Consider the following 24,784-nt stretch of genomic DNA (forward strand, 5'->3'; position numbering starts at 1 on the left):
TTCGCCAATAACCTCACAAACACCATGAGATTATCAGAAAAAAGCCGGCCGACTGGCCGGCTTTTCGATTACATCACCAGGCGGCGAATGTCGCTCAGCATGTTGTTGATGATGGTGATGAAGCGCGCACCATCAGCACCGTCGATCACGCGGTGGTCGAAGGACAGAGAGATTGGCATCATCAGACGCGGCACGAACTCTTTGCCATTCCACACCGGCTCCATCGCGGACTTGGACACACCGAGGATAGCCACTTCCGGCGCGTTAACGATCGGCGCGAAGTGGGTGGTACCCAGGCCGCCGATGCTGGAGATAGTGAAGCAGCCGCCCTGCATTTCGCCGGCAGTCAGCTTACCATCACGCGCTTTCTTGGAGATCACGGTCAGTTCACGGGACAGCTCAGTGATGCTCTTCTTGTTCACGTCTTTGAAGACCGGAACAACCAGACCATTTGGCGTATCAACCGCAACACCGATGTTGATGTATTTCTTCAGCGTCAGCTTCTGGCCGTCTTCGGAAAGGGAGCTGTTGAAGCGTGGCATCTGCTCAAGGGCAGCGGCAACGGCTTTCATGATGAAGACCACTGGGGTGAATTTCACGTCCAGTTTGCGCTTCTCAGCTTCAGCGTTCTGCTGTTTACGGAACGCTTCCAGATCGGTGATATCGGTTTTGTCGAAGTGCGTAACGTGCGGGATCATCACCCAGTTACGGCTCAGGTTAGCACCAGAGATTTTCTGGATACGGCCCAGCTCCACTTCTTCGATTTCGCCGAACTTGCTGAAGTCTACTTTCGGCCATGGCAGCATGCCCGGGATACCGCCGCCAGCGGCTGCAGCTGGTGCAGCTTCGGCGCGTTTCACCGCGTCTTTCACGTAGGTCTGAACGTCTTCGCGCAGGATACGACCCTTACGGCCGGTTCCTTTCACTTTCGCCAGGTTCACACCGAACTCGCGCGCCAGGCGACGAATCAGCGGGGTAGCGTGGACGTAAGCGTCGTTTTCAGCGAACTCAGATTTTTCTGCTTTAGCGGCAGGGGCAGCGGCTGGTTTAGCTGCCTGCGCCGGTGCAGCAGCAGGGGCTGGAGCAGCCGCGGCAGCCGGAGCTGCGGCAGGCGCAGCGCCTTCCACTTCGAAGACCATGATCAGAGAGCCGGTAGACACTTTGTCGCCGGTGCTGATTTTGATCTCTTTAACGGTACCCGCGAACGGCGCCGGCACTTCCATAGAAGCTTTGTCGCCTTCAACGGTGATCAGTGACTGTTCAGCGGCAACTTTGTCGCCCACTTTCACCATCACTTCGGTCACTTCAACTTCGTCACCGCCGATGTCCGGTACATTAACGTCTTTCGCACCGCCAGCAGCTGCTGGTGCAGCAGCCGGAGCCGGAGCAGCGGCCTGCGCAGGCGCTGCAGCGCCTTCTGCACCCGCCACTTCGAAGATCATGATAAGCGACCCGGTAGACACTTTGTCGCCGGTGTTGATCTTGATCTCTTTAACGGTACCCGCGAACGGCGCCGGCACTTCCATAGAGGCTTTGTCGCCTTCTACGGTGATCAGTGACTGCTCAGCCGCAACGGTGTCGCCCACTTTCACCAGGATTTCAGTGACTTCAACTTCGTCACCGCCGATGTCAGGCACGTTCACTTCTTTCGCGCTCGCGGCAGCTGCTGGAGCAGCGGCGGCCGGAGCGGCTTTCTTCTCTTCCTGCGCAGGTGCAGCAGCTGCTGCACCGTCGGCGGAATCGAAAATCATGATCAGTTTGCCGGTCTCGGTTTTATCGCCAACAGAGACTTTGATCTCTTTAACGATGCCAGCCTGAGGAGACGGGACTTCCATAGAGGCTTTGTCGCCTTCTACGGTGATCAGCGACTGTTCAGCTTCAACTTTGTCGCCTACTTTGACCAGGATCTCGGTGATTTCAACTTCATCAGCCCCGATGTCCGGTACATTGATTTCGATAGCCATTATTCTTTTACCTCTTACGCCAGACGCGGGTTAACTTTTTCTGCATCGATGTTGAATTTGGTGATTGCGTCCGCAACCACTTTCTTATCGATTTCGCCACGTTTAGCCAGTTCGCCCAGTGCTGCTACAACCACGTAAGAAGCATCAACTTCGAAGTGGTGACGCAGGTTTTCGCGGCTGTCAGAACGACCGAAGCCGTCAGTACCCAGAACGCGATAATCATCAGCTGGAACGTAAGTACGAACCTGCTCAGCGAACAGTTTCATATAGTCAGTAGACGCCACCGCTGGCGCGTCGTTCATCACCTGAGCGATGTACGGAACGCGTGGAGTTTCCAGTGGGTGCAGCATGTTCCAGCGCTCACAATCCTGGCCATCACGCGCCAGTTCGGTGAAGGAGGTCACAGAGTACACGTCGGAACCCACGCCGTAGTCTTTCGCCAGAATCTGCGCTGCTTCACGTACGTGACGCAGGATAGAGCCGGAGCCCAGCAGCTGAACTTTACCTTTGCTACCTTCGATGGTTTCGAGTTTGTAGATACCTTTACGGATACCTTCCTCGGCACCTGCTGGCATTGCCGGCATGTGGTAGTTTTCGTTCAGGGTGGTGATGTAGTAGTAAATGTTCTCTTGCGCTTCACCGTACATGCGCTGCAGACCGTCATGCATGATGACTGCCACTTCGTACGCATAAGACGGGTCGTAAGAGATACAGTTAGGGATAGTCAGAGACTGAATGTGGCTGTGGCCATCTTCGTGCTGCAGACCTTCACCGTTCAGAGTCGTACGACCGGAGGTACCGCCTACCAGGAAGCCGCGAGCCTGCTGGTCGCCTGCCTGCCAGCACAGGTCACCGATACGCTGGAACCCGAACATGGAGTAGTAGATGTAGAACGGGATCATCGGCAGGTTGTTGGTGCTGTAAGAGGTCGCAGCAGCCAGCCAGGATGCGCCTGCGCCCAGCTCGTTGATACCTTCCTGCAGGATCTGACCTTTCTCGTCTTCTTTGTAGTATGCAACCTGCTCACGGTCCTGCGGGGTGTACTGCTGGCCGTTCGGGCTGTAGATACCGATCTGACGGAACAGACCTTCCATACCGAAAGTACGCGCTTCGTCGGCGATGATTGGAACCAGACGATCTTTGATCGACTTGTTCTTCAGCATCACGTTCAGGGCACGAACGAAAGCGATAGTGGTAGAGATCTCTTTGTTCTGCTCTTCCAGCAGCTGAGAGAAGTCTTCCAGCGCTGGCAGTTCCAGCTTCTCGGTGAAGTTAGGCTGACGAGCTGGCAGGTAGCCTTTCAGCGCCTGACGACGTTCGTGCAGGTACTTGTGCTCTTCAGAACCTTCCGGGAAGGTGATGTAAGACAGGTTTTCTACCTGCTCATCGGTCACTGGAACGTTGAAACGGTCGCGGATATAACGCACGCCGTCCATGTTCATTTTCTTAACCTGGTGAGCGATGTTTTTACCTTCTGCGGTATCACCCATGCCGTAACCTTTAATGGTATGGGCCAGGATTACAGTCGCTTTACCTTTGGTTTCACGCGCTTTTTTCAGTGCAGCGTAGACTTTCTTCGGATCGTGACCACCGCGGTTCAGAGCCCAGATCTGCTCATCAGTCCAGTCTGCAACCAGTGCTGCGGTTTCAGGGTATTTGCCGAAGAAGTGCTCACGAACGTAGGCACCGTCTTTGGATTTGAAGGTCTGGTAGTCACCGTCAACGGTTTCGTTCATCAGCTGGATCAGCTTACCGCTGGTGTCTTTACGCAGCAGCTCATCCCAACGACCGCCCCACATGACTTTGATCACGTTCCAGCCAGCACCAGCGAAGATGCCTTCCAGTTCGTTGATGATCTTGCCGTTACCGGTTACCGGACCATCCAGACGCTGCAGGTTACAGTTGATGATGAAGCACAGGTTGTCCAGCTTCTCACGGGTTGCGATGGTGATCGCACCTTTGGATTCTGGCTCATCCATTTCGCCGTCGCCCAGGAAGGCGTAAACGGTCTGCTCAGAGGTGTCTTTCAGACCACGGTGTTCCAGGTATTTCAGGAACTTAGCCTGATAGATCGCACCGATTGGGCCCAGACCCATAGATACGGTCGGGAACTGCCAGAATTCAGGCATCAGTTTAGGGTGCGGGTAAGAAGACAGACCTTTACCGTGAACTTCCTGACGGAAGTTGTTCATCTGCTCTTCAGTCAGACGACCTTCCAGGAATGCACGTGCATAGATGCCCGGAGAGATGTGGCCCTGGAAGTACACCAGATCGCCGCCGTCTTTCTCGTTCGCTGCACGGAAGAAGTGGTTGAAGCACACTTCGTAAACGGTCGCAGAAGACTGGAAGGACGCCATGTGGCCACCCAGTTCCAGGTCTTTCTTGGATGCGCGCAGAACGGTCATGATGGCGTTCCAGCGGATTGCAGAACGGATACGACGTTCCAGATCCAGATTGCCCGGGTATTCCGGTTCGTCTTCGACGGCAATCGTGTTTACGTAGTTGCTAGCCCCTGCACCTGAAGCAACCTTCACACCGCCTTTGCGGGCTTCAGAAAGCAGCTGATCAATCAGATACTGAGCGCGCTCAACACCTTCTTCACGGATGACCGATTCGATCGCCTGTAGCCAGTCGCGAGTTTCGATCGGATCCACGTCATTTTGGAGACGTTCTGACATGGGGGTATTCCTTATCTATCTAATACGTTGATTTGTCTGGAACCTGTCCCATTGTGCTCTTTGTTCTTAATATTTCGGGTTATCTCTTTGTTGGCTGCGCTTTCTCACCCCGGTCACATAGTTCGCTATGCTCCCGGGGATTCGCGCGCTTGCCGCCGCGATATAACCAGAACTATTTGAACAACCAAAAGCACAATAAGACAGGTTCTGCGTTTAGTTGCCGCGCTCTAAAAGTACCTGGCGCTTAATCCTTTCGTTGCTGTATGCGGCGTAATGAACGTTCGCGACGCGATTGTTCACGGCTGCGGTCCAGCAAGATTTCCTCAATGAAAGCCAGATGTCGGTGCGACGCTTCGCGCGCCTGCTCCGGTTCCCCGGCCATTATCGCCTCGAATACTCGGGTGCGATGGTTGCTTACCAGTGGGAGCATGTCCCGACGGGCATACAACAATTCAAAATTCTGACGAACGTTCTGGGCCAGCATCGGCTCCATGCAGCGTAGCAGATGGAGGAGCACCACGTTGTGGGCCGCTTCGGTGACGGCGATTTGATACTGGACGACGGCGCTGGACTCGGCGTCTAGATCGCCGGACTGCTGTGCCCGTTCAATGGCCTGATGCAGTTCGCGGATACGCACGCGATCTTCATCAGTGCTGCGAAGGGCGGCGTAATAGGCCGCAATACCTTCAAGCGCGTGACGGGTCTCAAGCAGGTCAAACTGGGATTCTGGGTGGTCAGAGAGAAGTTCTACCAGCGGATCGCTGAAGCTCTGCCACAGGCTGTTTTGCACAAAGGTTCCGCCGCCCTGGCGACGAAGCAGCAAGCCCTTTGCTTCGAGACGTTGAATCGCCTCACGCAGAGAGGGACGTGAAACGTCGAACTGTTTTGCCAGCTCGCGTTCTGGCGGAAGTTTCTCACCCGGGCGCAGAGTCCCTTCGAGGATTAAAAACTCCAGCTGCTGCTCAATCACATCAGATAGTTTTGGTTGGCGAATTTTGCTGTAGGCCATATTCCCTGTCTTACGCCTTTTTGCCCGGAGTCAATTGGTCTTACCAATTTCTATTTCGTATCGCTAAAGTAACAAAGTATTCACCTTCTGTCCATATTGGTTTTGATTGAAATCAGTAAACCCTGCACATTTTAACAACCTTACAGAAATAACGTTTCAGAAATGTAACTTTGCACAAATGAGTTGATTACTCCTTAAGAGGGAGTTTTAACCATAATGAAACGAGGGTTTTTGCAATCTGAAGCGATTCAACAAGGCAAATAATGAAAATTCGCCCACTTACGGAGCATTTCTATTCTATAGGTTGGGTTAGGAAGAATAAGCGGGCCGATTTACAAATGCTTTCTTTTTATTCAAGTCGTCATCACCCCTTCATAAAGCAGGTGCATTCGCAGGCGCTTACCACTATTCTTGCGCTTACGGAAGTCATGTCCGCTTTTTTCGGTCTCGTTAACCGTAAAGAAATAAATACAGAATATGGATTTTCATAATTACACACGCACAGCGTGAACATAACAACCACACACGAGGTTTCAAATGGAAGCTCAACAGCACGGCGATCAGCTAAAGCGCGGGCTTAAAAACCGCCATATACAGCTCATCGCACTGGGCGGTGCGATTGGTACTGGCCTGTTTCTGGGCAGCGCATCCGTTATCCAGTCAGCCGGTCCCGGCATTATTTTGGGTTACGCGATTGCCGGCTTTATTGCCTTTCTGATTATGCGCCAGTTGGGTGAAATGGTCGTTGAAGAGCCGGTCGCAGGCTCCTTCAGCCACTTTGCCTATAAATACTGGGGCAGCTTTGCCGGTTTCGCCTCGGGCTGGAACTACTGGGTGCTGTACGTTCTGGTTGCCATGGCCGAACTTACCGCCGTCGGGAAATACATTCAGTTCTGGTATCCCGAGATCCCAACCTGGGCCTCCGCAGCGGCTTTCTTCGTCATTATTAACGCCATTAACCTGACCAACGTAAAAGTGTTCGGTGAGATGGAGTTCTGGTTCGCTATCATCAAGGTCATTGCCGTTGTGGCGATGATTATCTTTGGCGGCTGGCTGCTGTTCAGCGGCAACGGCGGCCCGCAGGCAACCGTGCGCAACCTCTGGGAACAGGGCGGCTTCCTGCCTCACGGCATGACCGGTCTGGTGATGATGATGGCCATCATCATGTTCTCCTTCGGCGGTCTGGAGCTGGTGGGCATCACCGCTGCTGAAGCCGACAACCCGGAGCAGAGCATTCCAAAAGCCACTAACCAGGTTATCTACCGCATTCTGATCTTCTATGTGGGCTCGCTGGCCGTGCTGCTCTCCCTGCTGCCGTGGACGCGCGTGACCGCCGACACCAGCCCGTTTGTGCTGATCTTCCACGAGCTGGGCGATACCTTTGTAGCAAACGCACTCAACGTGGTTGTTCTGACAGCAGCGCTCTCCGTTTACAACAGCTGCGTATACTGCAACAGCCGCATGCTGTTCGGCCTGGCCCAGCAGGGCAACGCGCCTAAAGCGCTGCTCAACGTCGATAAACGCGGCGTGCCGGTAAACACAATTCTGGTTTCGGCGGTTGTGACCGGGCTGTGCGTGCTCATTAACTACATGGCTCCGGAATCGGCGTTTGGCCTGCTGATGGCACTGGTGGTCTCTGCCCTGGTCATCAACTGGGCGATGATCAGCCTGGCGCACATGAAGTTTCGCCGCGCCAAGCAGCAGCAGGGCGTCACCACCCGCTTCCCTGCCCTGCTCTATCCGCTGGGCAACTGGGTGTGCCTGGTGTTCATGGCGGCCGTGCTGGTGATCATGCTGATCACCCCGGGTATGGCGATTTCCGTCTACCTGATCCCGGTCTGGATTGCGATCCTTGGCGTAGGCTATCTCTTCAGCCAGAAAAGTCGTAATGCCATGAAAGCACACTAAGCCTCTCTCCGCGGCGCCTGCTTTTGCGGGTGCCGCGCGTTGTTACCTCCCTCACACTTTCACGCCCACAGCCCATTTATCCATATCACCGCCCTGATACTGCAACGCATATATTCCTTTGCCAGCAAATAATTCTCTCCATACCGTAAACCGGAGAGCTGTCGATGGATAACAACACACTGTCAGTAAAAGAAAAGATCGGCTATGGGATGGGCGACGCGGGATGCAACATCATCTTCGGCGCCATCATGCTGTTTGTTAACTATTTTTATACGGATATTTTTGGCCTCGCCCCTGCGCTGGTCGGCGTGCTGCTGCTTTCCGTACGGGTGATTGACGCCGTAACGGACCCGATCATGGGCGCGATTGCTGACCGTACCCGCAGCAAATATGGTCGGTTTCGTCCATGGCTGCTGTGGATCGCTTTCCCCTACGCGCTGTTCAGCATTCTGATGTTCACCACGCCGGAGTGGAGCTATAACAGCAAAGTTATCTATGCGTTTGTCACCTACTTCCTGCTCTCTTTAACATATACGGCCATCAACATTCCCTACTGCTCGCTGGGCGGGGTGATCACCAACGATCCAAAAGAGCGCGTGGCCTGCCAGTCGTATCGCTTCGTGCTGGTCGGCATCGCCACGCTGCTGCTCTCATTAACGCTGCTACCGATGGCCGACTGGTTTGGCGGGGATAACAAAGCCAAAGGCTATCAAATGGCGATGACCGTTCTGGCGCTGATTGGAACCTGCATGTTCCTGTTCTGCTTCGCCACCGTGCGCGAGCGCGTGCGCCCGGCGGTACAGACCAACGACGAGCTGAAAAACGATCTGAAAGACGTGTGGAAGAACGACCAGTGGGTACGTATTCTGCTCCTGACCCTGTGCAACGTCTGCCCGGGCTTTATCCGCATGGCAGCCACCATGTATTACGTCACCTGGGTGATGGGCCAGAGCACCCATTTCGCCACGCTGTTTATCAGCCTGGGCGTGGTCGGCATGATGCTCGGCAGCGTGCTGGCAAAAGTGCTGACCGACCGCTGGTGTAAGCTCAAGGTCTTCTTCTGGACCAATATCGTTCTGGCGATTTTCTCAACCGCCTTTTATTTCTTCGACCCGAAAGCCACCGTCACCATCGTGGTGCTCTACTTCCTGCTGAACATCCTGCACCAGATCCCGTCTCCGCTGCACTGGTCGCTGATGGCCGACGTGGACGACTACGGCGAGTGGAAGACCGGTAAGCGCATCACCGGGATCAGCTTCTCCGGCAACATCTTCTTCCTGAAGCTGGGGCTGGCGATTGCCGGGGCGATGGTCGGCTTCCTGCTCTCCTGGTACGGCTATGACGCGGGCGCAAAAGCGCAGAGCGCGGACGCCATTAATGGGATCGTGCTGCTCTTTACCGTCATTCCCGGCATTGGATACTTTGTTACCGCTGGCGTAGTGCGCCTGCTGAAAGTGGACCGCGAAACCATGAAGCAGATCCAGTCCGATCTGGAAAAGCGTCGCAATAACTACCGCGAGCTGAATGATTATCAGGAACTCAAAGCCGCAGAGACAAAATAAGGAAAGCCGAATGCAAACCTGGCCAAACCCATTTATTGAACAACGCGCCGATCCGTACATTTTACGACATGAGGGGCAGTACTACTTTATCGCCTCCGTGCCGGAGTACGACAGGCTGGCGATCCGCCGCGCAGAGTCTCTGGAAGGCTTACGTAATGCCGAAGAAGTGGTGGTCTGGCACAAACCCAACACCGGCCCGATGAGCCAGCTGATCTGGGCGCCGGAACTGCACCACATCGACGGGAAGTGGTACATCTATTTTGCTGCGACGCACACCCAGGCGCTCGACGCGCTCGGAATGTTCCAGCACCGTATGTTCGCCATTGAATGTGCCGACGGCGATCCGCTCACCGGCACGTGGGTTGAGAAAGGGCAAATCAAAACGCCTTTCGATACCTTCGCTCTGGACGCCACCACATTTGCTCATCAGGGGAAACGCTGGTATCTGTGGGCGCAAAAAGCGCCGGACATCACCGGTAACTCCAATCTTTATCTCTGTGAAATGGAGAACCCGTGGACGCTGAAAGGCGAGCCGGTGATGCTCAGCAATCCGGAGTACGACTGGGAGCGTCGCGGGTTTTGGGTCAACGAAGGCCCGGCGGTGCTGGTTCACGGCGATCGGCTGTTTATCAGCTATTCCGCCAGCGCCACCGACGAGAACTACTGCATGGGTCTACTGTGGATAGACCTGAATGCCGATCCGCAAAACCCGGCAAACTGGCACAAATCCCCGCGTCCGGTGTTCGTTACCAGCTACGAAAATCGTCAGTACGGCCCGGGCCACAACAGCTTTACGCAAACGCCGGAAGGGGAAGATGTGCTGGTGTATCACGCGCGGAACTACACCGAAATTGAGGGCGACCCGCTGTACGATCCGAATCGCCATACCCGCCTGAAGCTTGTCCGCTGGAATGAAAACGGGATGCCTGATTTCGGCATCCCGCCCGCGGATACGCTTTAGCCTTTGCGGCGCGCTGGCCTACACCAGCGTGCCGTAAATCGTCAGCAGCGCCACGATAACCACCACCACAAACGACGTTTTCTTCGCCATGGAGACAGCGGCTTTCGGCGTTTCAATCTTGTCGGTATGCGGCTCACGCGCCAGCGAGAACTGCGCCAGACGCGTTAGCACCTGGTACTGCGACGTATGGCGATCGGCAAGAGAAGCGAACCATGCTGGCAGCGCTTTTTCACCGTGACCAATTAACGCGTATACCACGCCGACCAGACGTACCGGGAGCCAGTCGAGCACGTGCAGGATGGCGTCAATACCGGACTGCAGGCGTTCATGCGGCGTCAGATAACGGGCAAGCCAGGTCTGCCAGGCGCGCAGGAACGCATATCCCATCAGCAGTACCGGCCCCAGCGGGCCACCCACTACAAACCAGAACAGCGGCGCAAGATAGTAACGGAAGTTAATCCACAGCAGCGCGTTTTGCAGCTCGCGCAGGAATTCGCGCTCGTCGCAGTCCGGCGGCACGCCGTGGATCATCGTCAGCTCGCTCGCCATGGCACCGCGCGCATGGGCATCGTCACGGGAGGCGGCTTTCAGGTATGCGTGATAGTGTAAACGCACCTTGCCTGCGCCAATGCACAGCACCCCAAGCAGGATCCACACCACCAGCAGCGGCACGTCGAAAAAGAGTCCGTACAGCGAACGCAGGAGCAGGAACGTAATGACCATCACCCCAGCCATCATCAGCAGCGTGCGCAGCATGGAAAAATGTTTGATACGGCGGAATAACACCTCCAGCCGGTGATCCAGATGCCAGTGCTCGCCGAGCTTGAACAGGCGTTCAGCGATGATAACCAGCAGCATGGTAAACAACGTCATGGTATCTCCTTATTCTGACGACGCGGTGAGCATGGCGCGAAACCGGGGCCAGTCAAAGGCCGGGCCGGGATCGGTTTTTCTCTCCGGGGCTATATCACTGTGTCCCGTGATATTGTCGGCGATAGCCGGGTAGAGTCCGATAAGCGTGCGGGTCACTGCCGCTAGCTGTTGATACTGTGAATCGGTGTAGGGCGTCGTATCCGTGCCTTCCAGTTCGATTCCGATAGAAAAATCGTTGCACCGTTCGCGCCCGTGATACATCGACACGCCGGCATGCCAGGCGCGCTTATCAAAGGGAACATACTGAACCACTTCACCATCGCGACGAATCAGGCAGTGAGCCGATACGCGCAGATGTGCAATTTCAGCAAAGAAGGGATGAGCATCGGGATCAATCGTTCCCGTGAATAACGCATCGATCCACGGGCCGCCAAATTCACCCGGCGGGAGACTAATATTATGAACCACCAGCAGTGTGGGCTTTTCATCCTCCGGGCGGCAATCGTGGTGCGGCGAGGGCACGTGCCGCGCATCCACCAGCCATCCGTTTTCTAACAACATGCTGGAACTCCTTCTGTATGGTGCAATGACTCGGTTCAGAGTAGCATGTTTCAATATTATGATTCGTTACCAATTTGGAGTTTTATCATGCCGCCTCGCCGCTACAACCCCGACCACCGACGTGAAGCGCTTCTGGAACGTATTAATATGGATATTCCGGCAAGCGTCTCCCATGCTTTGAAAGAAGATCTGGGCGGTGACGTTAACGCTGATAAGGATATTACCGCACAATTGTTGCCAAAAGAGACGCGCTCGCACGCGGTCATTATCACCCGTGAAGACGGCGTTTTTTGCGGCAAGCGTTGGGTTGAAGAGGTCTTTACCCAGCTGGCGGGTGATGATGTGCAGATTATCTGGCACGTTGAGGACGGCGATGCAATTACGGCAAACCAGCCGCTGTTTGAACTGGACGGTCCTTCCCGCGTCTTGCTGACCGGCGAACGTACCGCGCTCAATTTTGTACAAACGCTCTCTGGCGTGGCCAGTGAAGTGCGTCGCTACGTTGACCTGCTGGCCGGTACCCGCACCCAGCTGCTGGATACCCGCAAAACGCTGCCGGGCCTGCGCACCGCGCTGAAGTATGCGGTGCTCTGCGGCGGCGGCGCAAACCATCGCCTGGGCTTATCCGACGCCTTCCTGATTAAAGAGAACCACATTATTGCCTCTGGCTCCGTGCGTCAGGCGGTGGAAAAAGCCTTCTGGCTGCACCCGGATGTGCCTGTCGAGGTAGAGGTCGAAAGCCTGGAAGAGCTGGAGCAGGCGATCAAGGCCGGGGCCGATATCATCATGCTCGATAACTTCGAAACAGAGCAGATGCGCGAGGCGGTAAAACTGACTAACGGCCGGGCCCAGCTTGAAGTATCCGGGAACGTCACTTTCGAAACGATCCGTGAATTCGCCGAAACCGGCGTGGATTACATCTCCGTCGGCGCGCTGACCAAACACGTTCGCGCCCTCGACCTCTCAATGCGCTTCAAATAACGCATTCTCCCCTCTCCACCCGGAGAGGGGAATTTCAGCCCCGCTCGCAGATCCGCTGTTCTTCCCTGCAACACTGAATAAATTCTCTGAAGCCTCCTTCCCGTTCCCTTTTTTGCCTCTCGTTTCTGCTCTTTCTCGCTGACAAAGTAGCGCCACTTTGCATAAGGAGCAGATATGGACAGACAACAAGGCTTCACCCTCATTGAGCTGATGGTGGTCATTGGCATCATTGCGATTCTGAGCGCCATCGGCGTTCCCGCCTATCAGAACTACCTGCGCAAGGCGGCGCTGACCGATATGCTGCAAACTTTCGTTCCCTACCGCACGGCCATTGAGCTTTGCGCGCTGGATCACGGTGGCGTGGAGAGCTGCGACGCCGGCAGTAACGGTATCCCTTCCCCCACCACGACACGCTACGTTTCAGGAATGAGCGTGGCGAAAGGGACCGTGACCTTAACAGGACAGGAGAGTCTTAACGGGCTGACGGTAACCATGACGCCACGGTGGAGCGACGGCAACGGTATGACGGGCTGGACGCGCGACTGCAACATCAGTGCTGACAGCGCCCTGAAACAGGCCTGCGAAGACGTTTTCCGCTTCGACAATAACTGAGGAGCGGATAATGAATACCGATCAACTCGTGGCGCTTTGTCAGCGCCATCACGCTCTGCTGCTCACCAGCGACAGTGACATGGTCAGCATCGCCGTCATGGGCAGCCCCGCGGCTGAACTCATGGAGGCGCTGCGCTTCGCGACCCAGAAACGGATTGATATTGAGTGCTGGAGCGCTGAGCGCATGGAAAAACACCGGCAGCTAACGTCACAATCGCATCTGCCCGTCGTTTCGCAAACACACTCGACGGTGGATATCCTCAACCACACGCTGCAGCAGGCAATCAACCAGCGCGCCTCCGACATTCATATCGAACCGATGGAGCATGCATGCCAGATCCGGTTACGCATCGACGGGGTTCTTTGCCCCCAACCTCCGCTTTCCGCCTCGCTGGCCAGCCTGTTCAGCGCTCGTTTAAAGGTGCTCGGTAATCTGGATATTGCAGAACGTCGTTTACCTCAGGACGGTCAGTTTACGATTGAGCTGGCAAACGAGCCGGTCTCGTTTCGGATCGCGACGCTTCCCTGCAGCGGTGGCGAGAAAATTGTGCTGCGTCTCCTGCATCAGGTTCAACAGGCTCTTGAGCCGAAAGCGCTTGGCATGAGCGCAGAACAACTGGCCTGTTTCAATGAGGTTCTCCACCAGCCGCAGGGGCTGATTCTGGTCACCGGCCCTACCGGCAGCGGCAAAACCGTGACGCTGTACAGCGCGCTGCAGGCGCGTAATACCCCTGACGTCAACATCTGTAGCGTGGAGGATCCGATTGAGATCCCCCTTGCGGGATTAAACCAGACGCAGATTAATCCCCGGGCGGGTTTAACATTCCAGAGCGTGCTGAGGGCGCTGCTGCGTCAGGATCCAGACATCATTATGGTCGGCGAAATCCGTGACGGTGAAACGGCAGAAATTGCCATTAATGCCGCCCAGACCGGTCATCTGGTGCTGTCAACGCTGCACACCAACTCGACGACGGAAACCCTGATTCGCCTGGAGCAGATGGGCGTCGCGCGCTGGATGATATCTTCCGCGCTGTCGATGGTGATTGCCCAGCGGCTGGTCCGGCGTTTGTGCCCGCACTGTCGCCGGGAAGCCAGCGAGCATGCTGAATTACCGCGCGCCGTATGGTCCAGACCGCTTCCACGCTGGCAGCCCACCGGCTGCGATCGCTGTTATCACGGTTTTTATGGCCGCGTGGCCATTTTTGAAGTGCTGGCGATCGACAATACCCTGCGTCAGGCCATTGCCAGCGGGGCGGGAATCGAAGTGATAGAGGCGAGCGCCCGGCAGGCGGGAATGATTTCTCTTTTTGAGCACGGCTGCATGGCCGTAGAAAAAGGGCTGACCACGATCGAAGAGCTGGTGCGCGTGCTGGGAATGCCGGATGGCTGCTAATCAGCTCTGGCGCTGGCGAGCGCTCACCAAAGAAGGTGAACCCCAAAGCGGAACGCTCTGGGCCACAGACCGCAATGCCGCCTTCACCAGGCTGATGCGTAGCGATCTCCATCCTCTGGCGCTGACCCGATGCGCTCAGCGGCACCGCTGGCGGCCGCATCACTGCTACGAGATGTTTCGCCAGCTCGCAACGCTTCTGCAGGCGGGGCTGACGTTGTCCCACAGCCTGCAGATGCTGGCAGAGCAACATCCGTTAAAACCGTGGCAGGCGCTGCTGCAAAGCATTGCCGATGAGCTCAGTGAGGGTTCCCCCTTTTCTGAGTCGCTAAAAAAGTGGCCAGCGGTGTTTAGCCCACTGCATGTCTCTATGGTCAAAACCGGTGAGCTCACAGGGAAACTGGAGGAGTGCTGCCGCCAGCTCGCGCGGCAGCAAAAAGCGCAGCAGCAGCTCAGAGAGAAGGTGAAAAAGGCCCTGCGCTATCCGGCGATCGTCCTGACGCTGGCCGTGCTCGTGGTGCTGGCGATGGTCATTCTGGTCTTGCCCGAGTTTGCCGCGATCTACAAAACGTTTAACACACCGCTTCCGATGCTGACACAAATGGTCATGGGGATGGCCGCATTTATCCAGTCCTATGCCCTCGCGTTGTTCGCAGCGTTATTAGCGCCCTTGGCCGCCGCCTGGGCTCTGAGGCAGAACCCTCGCTGGCAGCGCATGCTGATCCATACGCCCGTGATGGGCGCGCTGGCAAAAGGCCAAAAACTGGGACACATCTTTACCGTGCTGTCACTCACGCAGCAGGCAGGTCTCCCCTTTTTACAGGGCCTGGAGAGCGCAGAGGAGACCGTTGAAAGTCGCTATTGGCGGGGAATACTCCGCAGCGTTCGCGAGGACATTGAAAAAGGTCTCCCCGTCTGGTCATCCTTTCAGAAAGCGGCCATCTTTACCCCGCTGTGTATTCAGCTTTTACGAACCGGCGAAATGTCAGGTGCGCTGGACATCATGCTGGCAAATCTCGCCCGGCACCACACGGAACAGACCTTTCAGCGGGCAGATAATCTGGCGGCACTTCTCGAACCAGTGCTTCTGATTGTGACAGGGGTCATCATCGGCACGCTGGTAGTGGCAATGTATCTGCCGATTTTCCATCTGGGAGATGCGATGAGCGCGGGTTAGTGCTGAACAGTGCTGGCGCACGGGCATGCGCCAGCAGAAGCCATTACAGGCTATTGAATACGCGGTTTTCCTGTTCCTGAACGCGAATAAACGTCGTACGTTTCGTCAGCTCTTTCAGGCGGGATGCCCCAACGTAGGTGCAGGCCGAGCGCAGGCCGCCGAGGATATCGCGCGCGGTGTATTCCACCGGGCCGCGCAGAGGTAGCTTCACGGTTTTGCCTTCTGCCGCACGGTATTTTGCCACGCCACCGACGTGACGGGTCATCGCGGATTCAGAGCTCATGCCGTAGAAGAGCATAAATTTCTCTCCATTTTCTTCCACAACGGTACCACCGCTCTCTTCGTGTCCAGCCAGCATACCGCCGAGCATTACGAAGTCTGCGCCGCCGCCGAAGGCTTTCGCAACATCACCCGGCATGGTACAGCCGCCATCGCTGATGATCTGACCGCCCAGACCGTGCGCCGCATCGGCGCATTCAATGACTGCAGAGAGCTGCGGATAACCGACGCCGGTTTTGACGCGGGTCGTGCACACAGAGCCCGGGCCAATACCCACTTTCACGATATCTGCACCGGAAAGGATCAGCTCTTCACACATTTCACCGGTCACCACGTTGCCCGCGATGATGGTTTTCGTCGGCCAGGCTTCACGCGCCTTGCTGACGAACTGCACGAAGTGTTCGGAGTAACCGTTCGCCACGTCAATACAAACGAAGTTGAGCGCCGGGTTCGCGTTCAGGATCTGTTTGGTCTTCTCGAAATCCGCATCGGAGGTCCCGGTAGAAACCATCACATGCTTCACCACGTCAGCAGACGCGGACGCAACAAACGCATTCCACTCTTCAGGGCTGTAATGCTTGTGCACGGCGGTGAGAATGTCGAACTGTGCCAGGGCGGTTGCCATCTCAAAGGTTCCCACAGTATCCATGTTGGCGGCGATGATCGGCACGCCAGACCAGGTCTGACCGGAATGCTTAAAGGTGAATTGACGTTCGAGTTCAACGTCTGAGCGACTTTTCAATGTAGAGCGTTTTGGGCGGATAAGAACGTCTTTGAAACCTAACTTCAGATCTTCTTCGATACGCATGTGCGGATTCCTGGGGTTAGAGGCAAATATGTTAAAAGCACAACTCCAGTGACGTTATCATACGCACTAATACCTGCTCCGCAAGACTGCGAAATTCTCTTTTTTTACGCTACAATCCTATAAATTTACCTGGTAAAAAGCCGGTAAACAGGGCCAAACAGTTGCCAGCGCACCTAATAGTTTTAAACAACTGATTTTAATAATGAATAATTCCCAGGATTTGAATTAATGGGGTATATCGTCGCATTAACCGGCGGCATCGGTAGTGGCAAAAGTACCGTTGCGGACGCGTTCTCTCGTTTGGGTATCACGATTATTGATGCCGATATCATTGCCCGCCAGGTGGTAGAGCCTAATACACCCGCGCTAAAGGCCATCGCAGAACATTTTGGTCAGGCTGTCATCAGTGCCGATGGCACACTGAATCGCCGTCAGCTTCGCGAATGTATTTTTTCTGATTCTGCGGAAAAAGACTGGCTTAATGCCCTGCTCCACCCCATCATCCACCAGGAAACTCAACGTCAGATAGCCGCAGCCCGCTCGCCCTATGTCCTGTGGGTGGTTCCGCTACTGGTTGAAAATCAGCTGCAGAAGAAAGCCGATCGTGTGCTGGTGATTGATGTCGCACCCGAAACGCAAATCCAGAGAACCATGACGCGCGATCGCGTCTCGCGGGAGCATGCTGAACAAATTCTTGCCGCTCAGGCTACGCGCGCTCAGCGCCTTGCCGTGGCGGATGATGTTATTGATAATAACGGCGCACCAGATGCCATTGCATCGGATGTTGCCCGTCTGCACGCGCAGTATCTGACGTTCGCCGCGCAGGCCGTTGCACAGGAAAAACCATAATGTCGACACACATCCTTTTTGAGCATCCGCTCAACGAAAAAATGCGCACCTGGCTGCGCATCGAATTCCTTATTCAACAACTTTCACAACATCTGCCTGTTAACGATCATGCCACCGCGCTGCACTTCTTCCGCAACGTAGGCGATCTGCTGGATGTGATTGAACGCGGCGATGTCCGCACAGAATTACTCAAAGAGCTGGAGCGCCAGCAGCGTAAATTGCAGGCATGGACAGAGGTCCCCGGCGTAGATCAGAGCCGTATCGACGCGCTCCGCCAGCAGTTGAAAAGCAGTAGCGCCGTCCTGATGGCCGCGCCGCGCGTCGGGCAGTTTTTGCGTGAAGACCGCCTGATTGGCCTGGTGCGCCAGCGTCTGAGCATCCCTGGCGGCTGCTGTAGCTTCGACCTGCCGACGCTGCATATGTGGCTACATATGCCACAGGCGCAGCGTGACGCACAGGTGAACAGCTGGTTGGCAAGCCTGGAGCCAATGCACCAGACGCTATCGCTGATCCTCGATCTGATCCGTAACTCTGCGCCGTTCCGCAAGCAAACCAGCCTGAATGGTTTCTTCCAGGATAACGGTGATGATGCCGATCTTCTGCGTCTCAATCTGTCTCTCGGCGAACAGCTTTACCCACAGATTTCCGGGCATAAGAGCCGCTTTGCGATTCGCTTTATGCCGCTGGACAGTGAAAATGGCACCGTGCCGGAACGTCTCGATTTTGAACTGGCCTGTTGTTAAGGAGTGCCGATGTCTGATGTCACCACCGTAAGCTGCCCAACCTGTGGCAAAACCGTTGTCTGGGGCGAAGTCAGTCCGTTCCGCCCATTCTGCTGCAAGCGCTGCCAGCTCATTGACCTGGGCGAATGGGCGGCGGAAGAGAAACGCATACCTAGCGAAGGCGATCTCTCGGACAGCGATGACTGGAGTGAAACCCAGCAGTAATCTGTAAAGCCTGCTGGCGCTTCGCTCAGCAGGCCTACGGTTGTGCGACTAACCGCAGGATCACGGGTTCATTAGCTGGCGGGAATTTTTCGGCGTCACTTGCCTGAAGTTCCACCCAGTTACCCGGCTGTCCCTCTTTTCCCCAGGGTTCACCTTCCCAGTTTTCCACCAGCCAGAACCACAGCGTAATGTGCCTGTCCGGAAACTGGTACTCAAGCTTATCAAACAGCGTTGCGCTAAGCGGGGTGATCCCCACCTCTTCCTGAAGCTCCCGAACCAGCGCCTCTTCCGGCGTTTCACCTGACTCGATTTTACCGCCTGGAAACTCCCACTTGTTCGCCATATGGGCGTCGGCAGCGCGCTGAGTGATAAAGATTTGGTTTTGCGGGTTGCGAATAATCCCGACGGCAATTTGCAGTATTTTCATATTGTCACTTCCATAAAAAAGGCGCAGATTTCTGCGCCTTTTTGTTTTTTTATGAACTTAGCTCAGGCGGCCGTGGCACGCCTTGTACTTTTTACCGGAACCACACGGGCAAGGATCGTTACGACCCACTTTACGATCGCCGGTCTGCGCGGCGATCGCCGCTGCGGCTTCGCTGTCGTCGGTCTGATGACTCAGCTGTTGCATTTGTGCCAGGCGCTCGGCCTCTTCACGACGCTGCTGCTCCATCGCTTCCACTTCTTCAGGCATACGCACCTGAACCTTGCTCAGGGTGCTGATCACTTCGTACTTCAGTGATTCCAGCATCGAGGCAAACATGGAGAAGGATTCACGCTTATATTCCTGCTTCGGATCTTTCTGCGCATAGCCACGCAGGTGAATACCCTGACGCAGGTAGTCCATCGCCGCCAGGTGCTCTTTCCACAGGGAGTCGAGCGTCTGCAGCATTACGCCTTTTTCGAAATGACGCATCATTTCAGCACCAACAACCTCTTCCTTACGCTTGTAGACGTCCAGCGCGGTTTCAAAGATACGTTCGCGAAGGGTCTCTTCGTGCAGCTCAGGCTCTTTATCCAGCCACTCTTTGATTGGCAGATCGAGGTCAAAGTCATTTTTCAGACGTTCCTGCAGGCCTTCGATATCCCACATCTCTTCCAGAGACTGCGGTGGAATATGCGCGTCGATGGTGGCTTTAAACACATCTTCACGAATGCTGTTGATGGTTTCGCTCACGTCGGACACGTCCAGCAGTTCGTTACGCTGGGTGTAGATCGCACGACGCTGATCGTTAGCCACATCATCATATTCCAGCAGCTGCTTACGAATATCAAAGTTGCGGCTTTCCACTTTACGCTGTGCGTTAGCGATCGCTTTAGTCACCCACGGGTGCTCGATGGCTTCGCCAGGCTTCATCCCCAGCTTACGCATCATGCCGGACACGCGGTCGGAGGCGAAAATACGCATCAGCGCATCTTCCATAGACAGGTAGAAGCGGGATGAACCGGCATCACCCTGACGACCCGCACGGCCGCGCAGCTGGTTATCGATACGACGAGATTCGTGACGCTCTGTACCGATGATGTGCAGACCGCCGGAAGCCAGGACGGCGTCATGACGAACCTGCCAGTCAGCTTTGATCTGCGCAATCTGTTCTGGCGTTGGGTTTTCCAGCTCCGCCACTTCAGCCTGCCAGCTACCGCCCAGCATAATATCAGTACCACGACCCGCCATGTTGGTGGCGATGGTCACCGCCGCCGGATAACCCGCCTGCGCAACAATGTCCGCTTCTTTAGCGTGGAATTTGGCGTTCAGAACGTTGTGTTTGATACCCGCTTTAGTCAGCTCGTGAGAAACCACTTCGGATTTCTCGATGGAGATGGTCCCCACCAGAACCGGCTGGCCGTTGGCAGTACGGTCGCGAATATCTTCGATGATCGCCTGAATTTTTTCCGCTTCGGTCATGTACACCAGATCCGGCATATCCTTACGGATCATCGGACGGTTGGTTGGAACGACCACGGTATCCAGCTTGTAGATGGAGCTGAATTCAAACGCTTCGGTATCAGCGGTACCGGTCATCCCCGCCAGCTTCTCGTACAGACGGAAGTAGTTCTGGAAGGTAATAGACGCCAGCGTCTGGTTTTCATTCTGAATATCCACACCTTCTTTGGCTTCGACAGCCTGGTGCAGACCGTCAGACCAGCGACGTCCCTGCATGGTACGGCCGGTGTGTTCATCGACAATGATCACTTCGCCGTCTTTAACGATGTAATCGACGTCGCGGGTGAACAGCGCGTGGGCGCGCAGTGCAGCGGTCACGTGGTGCATCAGCATGATGTTGCTCGGAGAGTACAGGGACTCGCCCTCTTCCATGATGCCTTCAGCGACCAGCAGCTCTTCAATTTTCACCAGACCACGTTCGGTCAGGTTCACCTGGCGCGCTTTTTCATCTACGGAGAAGTGGCCTTCACCCTGGAAGGTATCCGAGTCCTCTTTCTCCTGGCGCAGCAGGTGTGGAATGATTTTGTCGACCTTACGGTACATCTCTGAGCTGTCTTCAGCCGGGCCGGAGATGATCAGCGGAGTACGCGCTTCATCGATCAGGATGGAGTCAACCTCATCCACCAGCGCATAGTGCAGCTTACGCTGTACGCGCTCTTCCGGGCTGAACGCCATGTTGTCACGAAGGTAGTCGAAGCCGTATTCGTTGTTGGTGCCGTAGGTGATGTCCGCGTTATACGCTTCGCGCTTGGCTGGCGCAGGCAGGCCGGACATATTGATACCGACGGTCATACCGAGGAATTCGAACAGTGGGCGGTTGTTTTCGGCGTCACGCTGCGCCAGATAGTCGTTGACGGTAACGACGTGAACGCCTTTACCGGTCAGTGCGTTCAGGTAAGCCGGCAGCGTTGCGGTCAGGGTTTTACCTTCACCGGTACGCATTTCCGCGATGCAGCGCTCGTTAAGCACCATACCACCCAGCAGCTGGACGTCGAAGTGACGCATGCCGAATACGCGCTTACTCGCTTCGCGCACGACAGCAAACGCTTCCGGGATCAGGCTTTCTAAGGTTTCACCTTTTTCCAGACGCGCACGGAATTCCGCCGTTTTCGCTTTCAGCTCGTCATCAGAGAGCTTCTCCATCGCCGGTTCCATACCGTTGATGACGGCAACAGCTTTGCGCATACGGCGCAGGGTACGATCGTTACGACTACCAAAAACTTTAGTTAACAATTTGATTAGCATAATAAATTCTCAAACGCCCCATTGTGGGCAGATAAATTAAGGTATTGAAAAAGTTAATTTAGCTGAGGCGTTGCGGCCCGGCGCGAATGCCGTGAGCCTGGCTAATCCAGGTTGAAACAGAGAATGAAGCTGGTGAAACAAACGCACGCTGCGTTGTCTGACGAACCATGACCGGCGGCTGGCTGTCCTGCGTGAGCAGCGCGTTGAGCGTGTCCAGCAGGGCAAGATGCTGAGCCTGCACCGGCAGCGCCTCTTCCGCAACAGGCATGGCCTGCGGTGCCATCGCAAAGGACAGATGGCGGATAACGGTGCGGATAGCGTGCTGGTGCCAGTAATCGACGGTGAAGTTTGGGCGGCGGCTGGCTTCAAGCCACGCGAGGTTAGTGAAGTTAACCCGCGTGCTGAGATCGTGTTTAGTGGTGGAGGTTTTTGCGGGCGTCGCCGCTTCGGCACTGTTGCTGAGCGCAGGCAAGCCGAAACTCGCCGCGACCATCCCTAATAAGAGATGCGGCCAGAAGTAACGTCTGCCAAATTGTCGCCAGCGCGTCAGTATTCCGCTCACCTGCTCCACCCAATAAGCCAGCCTTGCAGAGGCTGAGTTCAGTTATTCATTTTAGCGCCCAGATAGTACCACTAAAGCCAATATACATCAGCAGGAATGAGGTGCCGCCGCGGAGAAAAACGGTCAAGAATGCAGCTAACGCACATATTTTCTGAGTAAGACAAACGAGAGATAGCGCTGGGGTAAACGAAGAAGGGTAAAAATAAAAACGACTGGTCTTCCTGGTCGGAGAGAGTACCAGGTTAACCAGTCGATTTTTACGAAACGGTTTGAACCGTTACGCCAGAACCATGCTTGGTGCTTTGAAAGCCAGCGGCAGTTCAGCTTCGTCTTCGAAGGTCACATATTCCCAGGCTTCCTGTTTTGCCAGGACGGCCTGCAACAGTTTGTTGTTCAGCGCATGACCGGATTTGAACGCGGTAAATGCACCAATGATGTTGTGACCACACATGAACAGGTCGCCGATAGCATCCAGCATTTTGTGACGAACGAATTCATCTTCGAAACGCAGGCCGTCTTCGTTCAGTACGCGATAATCGTCAACAACGATGGCACAATCGAAGCTGCCGCCCAGGCACAGGCCGCGGGACTGCAGATATTCGATATCACGCATGAAGCCAAATGTACGGGCTCGGCTGATCTGGCGCATAAACGCATCGGCAGAGAAGTTCATCGCATAGCGCTGGGTGCTGGAGTCAATCGCCGGATGGTTAAAGTCGATGGTAAAGTCCAACGAGAAACCATTGTACGGTTTGAATTCAGCCCACTTGTCGCCATCTTCGACGCGAACGGTCTCTTTGATGCGTACAAATTTCTTCGCGCAGTTCAGTTCTTCGATGCCGGCATCCAGCAACAGATAGACGAACGGTGCAGCACTGCCATCCATAATCGGGATTTCTGGCGCATCGACTTCAACAATAATGTTGTCGATACCCAGACCCGCCAGGGCGGCGTTCAGGTGCTCTACGGTAGAAATCCGCACGTCATGCTCGTTCACCAGACAAGTACAGAGCATAGTATCACGCACAGATTTGGCATCGGCCGGAAAATCTACCGGTGGATTCAAGTCAGTGCGACGATAGATGACCCCGGTATTGGCCGGCGCAGGGCGTAACGTCAGCGTGACTTTCTTGCCGGTATGTAAACCGACACCAGTCGCCTGAACGATACGTTTAAGTGTCCTTTGTTTGATCATCGTATAATCTCGCCAAATTAACTATCCAACCGAGAGTGTATATCACTAACGGTGGGCCAGTTTAGCACAAAGAGCGCAAATCCCCTAATTCCAGCCAATTCTTAGTCAGCTTGCTTACGCAGGAACGCCGGGATATCCAGATAATCTGGCTCTTTCGCCGTTTGCGGCGTTGGGTCGTTCACCACTTTCGCGGCCGGTTTCTGCTCCTGAGTCAGAGGAGACATACCGTGCTGCTGGTAACGATCCATTACCGGTTGCTGAGTCTGCTTGTTGGTCACTAAGGTGATCTCAGGACGCTTGTCCATACCGATACCGGTCGCAACAACGGTAACACGCAGCTCGTCGTTCATTTCAGGGTCAAGGGAAGTACCGATTACCACGGTCGCGTTGTCAGAGGCGAACGCACGGATAGTGTTACCCACGGTTTCGAACTCATCCAGACGCAGGTCAAAGCCAGCGGTAATGTTGACCAGCACGCCGCGCGCACCAGACAGATCGATATCTTCCAGCAGTGGAGAAGAGATAGCCATTTCAGCCGCTTCTTCAGCACGGTCTTCACCGCTCGCCACGCCAGAGCCCATCATCGCGTAGCCCATTTCGGACATCACGGTGCGAACGTCTGCAAAGTCAACGTTCATCAGGCCAGGACGGGTAATCAGTTCAGCGATACCCTGAACCGCGCCTTTCAGCACGTCGTTTGCTGCACCGAATGCGTCCAGCAGGGAAATACCGCGACCCAGAACTTTCAACAGCTTGTCGTTCGGGATGGTGATCAGCGAGTCCACATGCTTGGACAGCTCGGTGATACCCTGCTCCGCGAAGGCCATACGCTTCTTGCCTTCAAAATTGAAAGGCTTGGTCACGACAGCAACGGTCAGGATACCTAAATCTTTAGCCACTTCAGCCACAACAGGTGCTGCGCCGGTACCGGTACCGCCACCCATGCCTGCTGCGATGAAGACCATGTCCGCACCTTCCAGTGCAGCGCGCAGCGCTTCACGATCTTCTTCAGCCGCATTGCGACCGACTTCCGGGTTAGCCCCTGCTCCCAGCCCTTTGGTGATACCACCGCCGATCTGGATAGTCTGGCCTACAGCCGTCTTACGCAGTGCCTGCGCATCGGTGTTAACTGCGAAGAATTCAACACCTTCAATGCGTTCACGCACCATATGCTCTACGGCGTTACCGCCGCCGCCACCGACGCCGATGACTTTAATCACCGCGTCGTTGGTCAGTTCCATAGGTTCAAACATAATTTCTCTCTCCGTTGTGCCTGTC

The 24,784-nt window shown here is 55.3% G+C and carries 22 protein-coding genes; 11 read left to right on the forward strand and 11 right to left on the reverse strand.

Annotation, left to right across the window (positions count from 1 at the left end; translation table 11 throughout):
• Positions 1–68: 68 nt before the first annotated feature.
• From aceF to pdhR, 3 genes are all read right to left on the reverse strand, one after another.
• Entirely contained in the window at positions 69–1,964 is a 1,896-nt protein-coding gene (gene aceF / locus ACERY3_RS13960; protein WP_096150668.1) for a pyruvate dehydrogenase complex dihydrolipoyllysine-residue acetyltransferase, read from the reverse strand.
• Positions 1,965–1,978: 14 nt separating this feature from the next.
• Positions 1,979–4,642 (reverse strand): pyruvate dehydrogenase (acetyl-transferring), homodimeric type, encoded by a 2,664-nt coding sequence (gene aceE / locus ACERY3_RS13965; protein ID WP_023310418.1) that lies wholly within the window; start codon positions 4,640–4,642, stop codon positions 1,979–1,981.
• A gap of 244 nt (positions 4,643–4,886) precedes the next feature.
• A complete protein-coding gene (gene pdhR, locus ACERY3_RS13970) occupies positions 4,887–5,651 on the reverse strand; it encodes a pyruvate dehydrogenase complex transcriptional repressor PdhR (RefSeq protein WP_008501960.1) in 765 nt (254 codons plus the stop codon).
• A 263-nt stretch (positions 5,652–5,914) separates the two neighbouring features.
• On the opposite strand from pdhR, the gene ACERY3_RS13975 reads away from it, so the two are divergent.
• The 4 genes from ACERY3_RS13975 to ACERY3_RS13990 all read left to right on the forward strand — a co-directional run bounded on the left by ACERY3_RS13975 (position 5,915) and on the right by ACERY3_RS13990 (position 10,082).
• A complete protein-coding gene (locus tag ACERY3_RS13975; RefSeq protein ID WP_080352817.1) occupies positions 5,915–6,142 on the forward strand; it encodes a hypothetical protein in 228 nt (75 codons plus the stop codon).
• A gap of 46 nt (positions 6,143–6,188) precedes the next feature.
• Entirely contained in the window at positions 6,189–7,559 is a 1,371-nt protein-coding gene (gene aroP / locus ACERY3_RS13980) for an aromatic amino acid transporter AroP (protein ID WP_058840544.1), read from the forward strand.
• Positions 7,560–7,723: 164 nt separating this feature from the next.
• On the forward strand, positions 7,724–9,121 hold the full coding sequence (locus tag ACERY3_RS13985) for a glycoside-pentoside-hexuronide (GPH):cation symporter (RefSeq protein ID WP_047060120.1): 1,398 nt from the start codon (positions 7,724–7,726) through the stop codon (positions 9,119–9,121).
• A gap of 10 nt (positions 9,122–9,131) precedes the next feature.
• Positions 9,132–10,082, forward strand: coding sequence for a family 43 glycosylhydrolase (locus tag ACERY3_RS13990; RefSeq protein WP_373225891.1), 951 nt, complete (start codon positions 9,132–9,134; stop codon positions 10,080–10,082).
• An 18-nt stretch (positions 10,083–10,100) separates the two neighbouring features.
• Here the strand turns inward: ACERY3_RS13990 and ampE are convergent, their stop codons facing one another.
• Together ampE and ampD are read right to left on the reverse strand one after the other, a co-directional pair.
• Complete coding sequence (ampE, locus tag ACERY3_RS13995) at positions 10,101–10,955, reverse strand: beta-lactamase regulator AmpE (RefSeq protein ID WP_058840542.1); 855 nt, start codon at positions 10,953–10,955, stop codon at positions 10,101–10,103.
• A 9-nt stretch (positions 10,956–10,964) separates the two neighbouring features.
• Positions 10,965–11,516, reverse strand: coding sequence for a 1,6-anhydro-N-acetylmuramyl-L-alanine amidase AmpD (gene ampD, locus ACERY3_RS14000; protein ID WP_024907473.1), 552 nt, complete (start codon positions 11,514–11,516; stop codon positions 10,965–10,967).
• Positions 11,517–11,603: 87 nt separating this feature from the next.
• Between ampD and nadC the strand changes: the two genes are divergently transcribed.
• The 4 genes from nadC to hofC all read left to right on the forward strand — a co-directional run bounded on the left by nadC (position 11,604) and on the right by hofC (position 15,676).
• Positions 11,604–12,497: a carboxylating nicotinate-nucleotide diphosphorylase gene (nadC, locus tag ACERY3_RS14005; protein ID WP_033144643.1), complete on the forward strand. Its 894-nt coding sequence runs from the start codon at positions 11,604–11,606 to the stop codon at positions 12,495–12,497.
• A gap of 174 nt (positions 12,498–12,671) precedes the next feature.
• The gene (gene ppdD, locus ACERY3_RS14010) at positions 12,672–13,109 is read left to right on the forward strand and encodes a prepilin peptidase-dependent pilin (protein ID WP_058840541.1); all 438 of its coding nucleotides are present in this window, start codon (positions 12,672–12,674) and stop codon (positions 13,107–13,109) included.
• A gap of 10 nt (positions 13,110–13,119) precedes the next feature.
• The gene (gspE, locus tag ACERY3_RS14015; RefSeq protein WP_058840540.1) at positions 13,120–14,502 is read left to right on the forward strand and encodes a type II secretion system protein GspE; all 1,383 of its coding nucleotides are present in this window, start codon (positions 13,120–13,122) and stop codon (positions 14,500–14,502) included.
• Positions 14,492–15,676: a protein transport protein HofC gene (hofC, locus tag ACERY3_RS14020; protein WP_373225892.1), complete on the forward strand. Its 1,185-nt coding sequence runs from the start codon at positions 14,492–14,494 to the stop codon at positions 15,674–15,676. The genes gspE and hofC overlap by 11 nt, the downstream gene beginning before the upstream one ends.
• Before the next feature lie 43 nt (positions 15,677–15,719).
• Here hofC and ACERY3_RS14025 read toward each other — a convergent pair whose 3' ends face one another.
• Positions 15,720–16,763, reverse strand: coding sequence for a GMP reductase (locus ACERY3_RS14025; RefSeq protein ID WP_023310407.1), 1,044 nt, complete (start codon positions 16,761–16,763; stop codon positions 15,720–15,722).
• Positions 16,764–16,991: 228 nt separating this feature from the next.
• On the opposite strand from ACERY3_RS14025, the gene coaE reads away from it, so the two are divergent.
• Genes coaE through yacG form a run of 3 tightly spaced genes read left to right on the forward strand, consistent with a single transcriptional unit; the run spans position 16,992 to position 18,559 of the window.
• On the forward strand, positions 16,992–17,612 hold the full coding sequence (gene coaE / locus ACERY3_RS14030) for a dephospho-CoA kinase (RefSeq protein ID WP_039260810.1): 621 nt from the start codon (positions 16,992–16,994) through the stop codon (positions 17,610–17,612).
• The gene (zapD, locus tag ACERY3_RS14035) at positions 17,612–18,355 is read left to right on the forward strand and encodes a cell division protein ZapD (protein ID WP_023310405.1); all 744 of its coding nucleotides are present in this window, start codon (positions 17,612–17,614) and stop codon (positions 18,353–18,355) included. The genes coaE and zapD overlap by 1 nt, the downstream gene beginning before the upstream one ends.
• Positions 18,356–18,364: 9 nt before the next feature.
• Complete coding sequence (yacG, locus tag ACERY3_RS14040) at positions 18,365–18,559, forward strand: DNA gyrase inhibitor YacG (RefSeq protein WP_023310404.1); 195 nt, start codon at positions 18,365–18,367, stop codon at positions 18,557–18,559.
• Positions 18,560–18,593: 34 nt separating this feature from the next.
• Here yacG and mutT read toward each other — a convergent pair whose 3' ends face one another.
• The 5 genes from mutT to ftsZ all read right to left on the reverse strand — a co-directional run bounded on the left by mutT (position 18,594) and on the right by ftsZ (position 24,759).
• Entirely contained in the window at positions 18,594–18,986 is a 393-nt protein-coding gene (mutT, locus tag ACERY3_RS14045) for an 8-oxo-dGTP diphosphatase MutT (RefSeq protein WP_045888157.1), read from the reverse strand.
• A gap of 57 nt (positions 18,987–19,043) precedes the next feature.
• On the reverse strand, positions 19,044–21,749 hold the full coding sequence (secA, locus tag ACERY3_RS14050; RefSeq protein ID WP_023310402.1) for a preprotein translocase subunit SecA: 2,706 nt from the start codon (positions 21,747–21,749) through the stop codon (positions 19,044–19,046).
• Between the two features lie 58 nt (positions 21,750–21,807).
• On the reverse strand, positions 21,808–22,311 hold the full coding sequence (gene secM, locus ACERY3_RS14055; protein ID WP_033146485.1) for a secA translation cis-regulator SecM: 504 nt from the start codon (positions 22,309–22,311) through the stop codon (positions 21,808–21,810).
• Positions 22,312–22,588: 277 nt separating this feature from the next.
• Complete coding sequence (lpxC, locus tag ACERY3_RS14060; protein WP_008501977.1) at positions 22,589–23,506, reverse strand: UDP-3-O-acyl-N-acetylglucosamine deacetylase; 918 nt, start codon at positions 23,504–23,506, stop codon at positions 22,589–22,591.
• 101 nt (positions 23,507–23,607) lie between these two features.
• Entirely contained in the window at positions 23,608–24,759 is a 1,152-nt protein-coding gene (ftsZ, locus tag ACERY3_RS14065; RefSeq protein ID WP_008501978.1) for a cell division protein FtsZ, read from the reverse strand.
• Positions 24,760–24,784: the final 25 nt, after the last annotated feature.

The sequence above is a fragment of the Enterobacter cloacae complex sp. ESBL7 genome, from assembly GCF_041679625.1.
GTDB lineage: Bacteria > Pseudomonadota > Gammaproteobacteria > Enterobacterales > Enterobacteriaceae > Enterobacter > Enterobacter asburiae_B.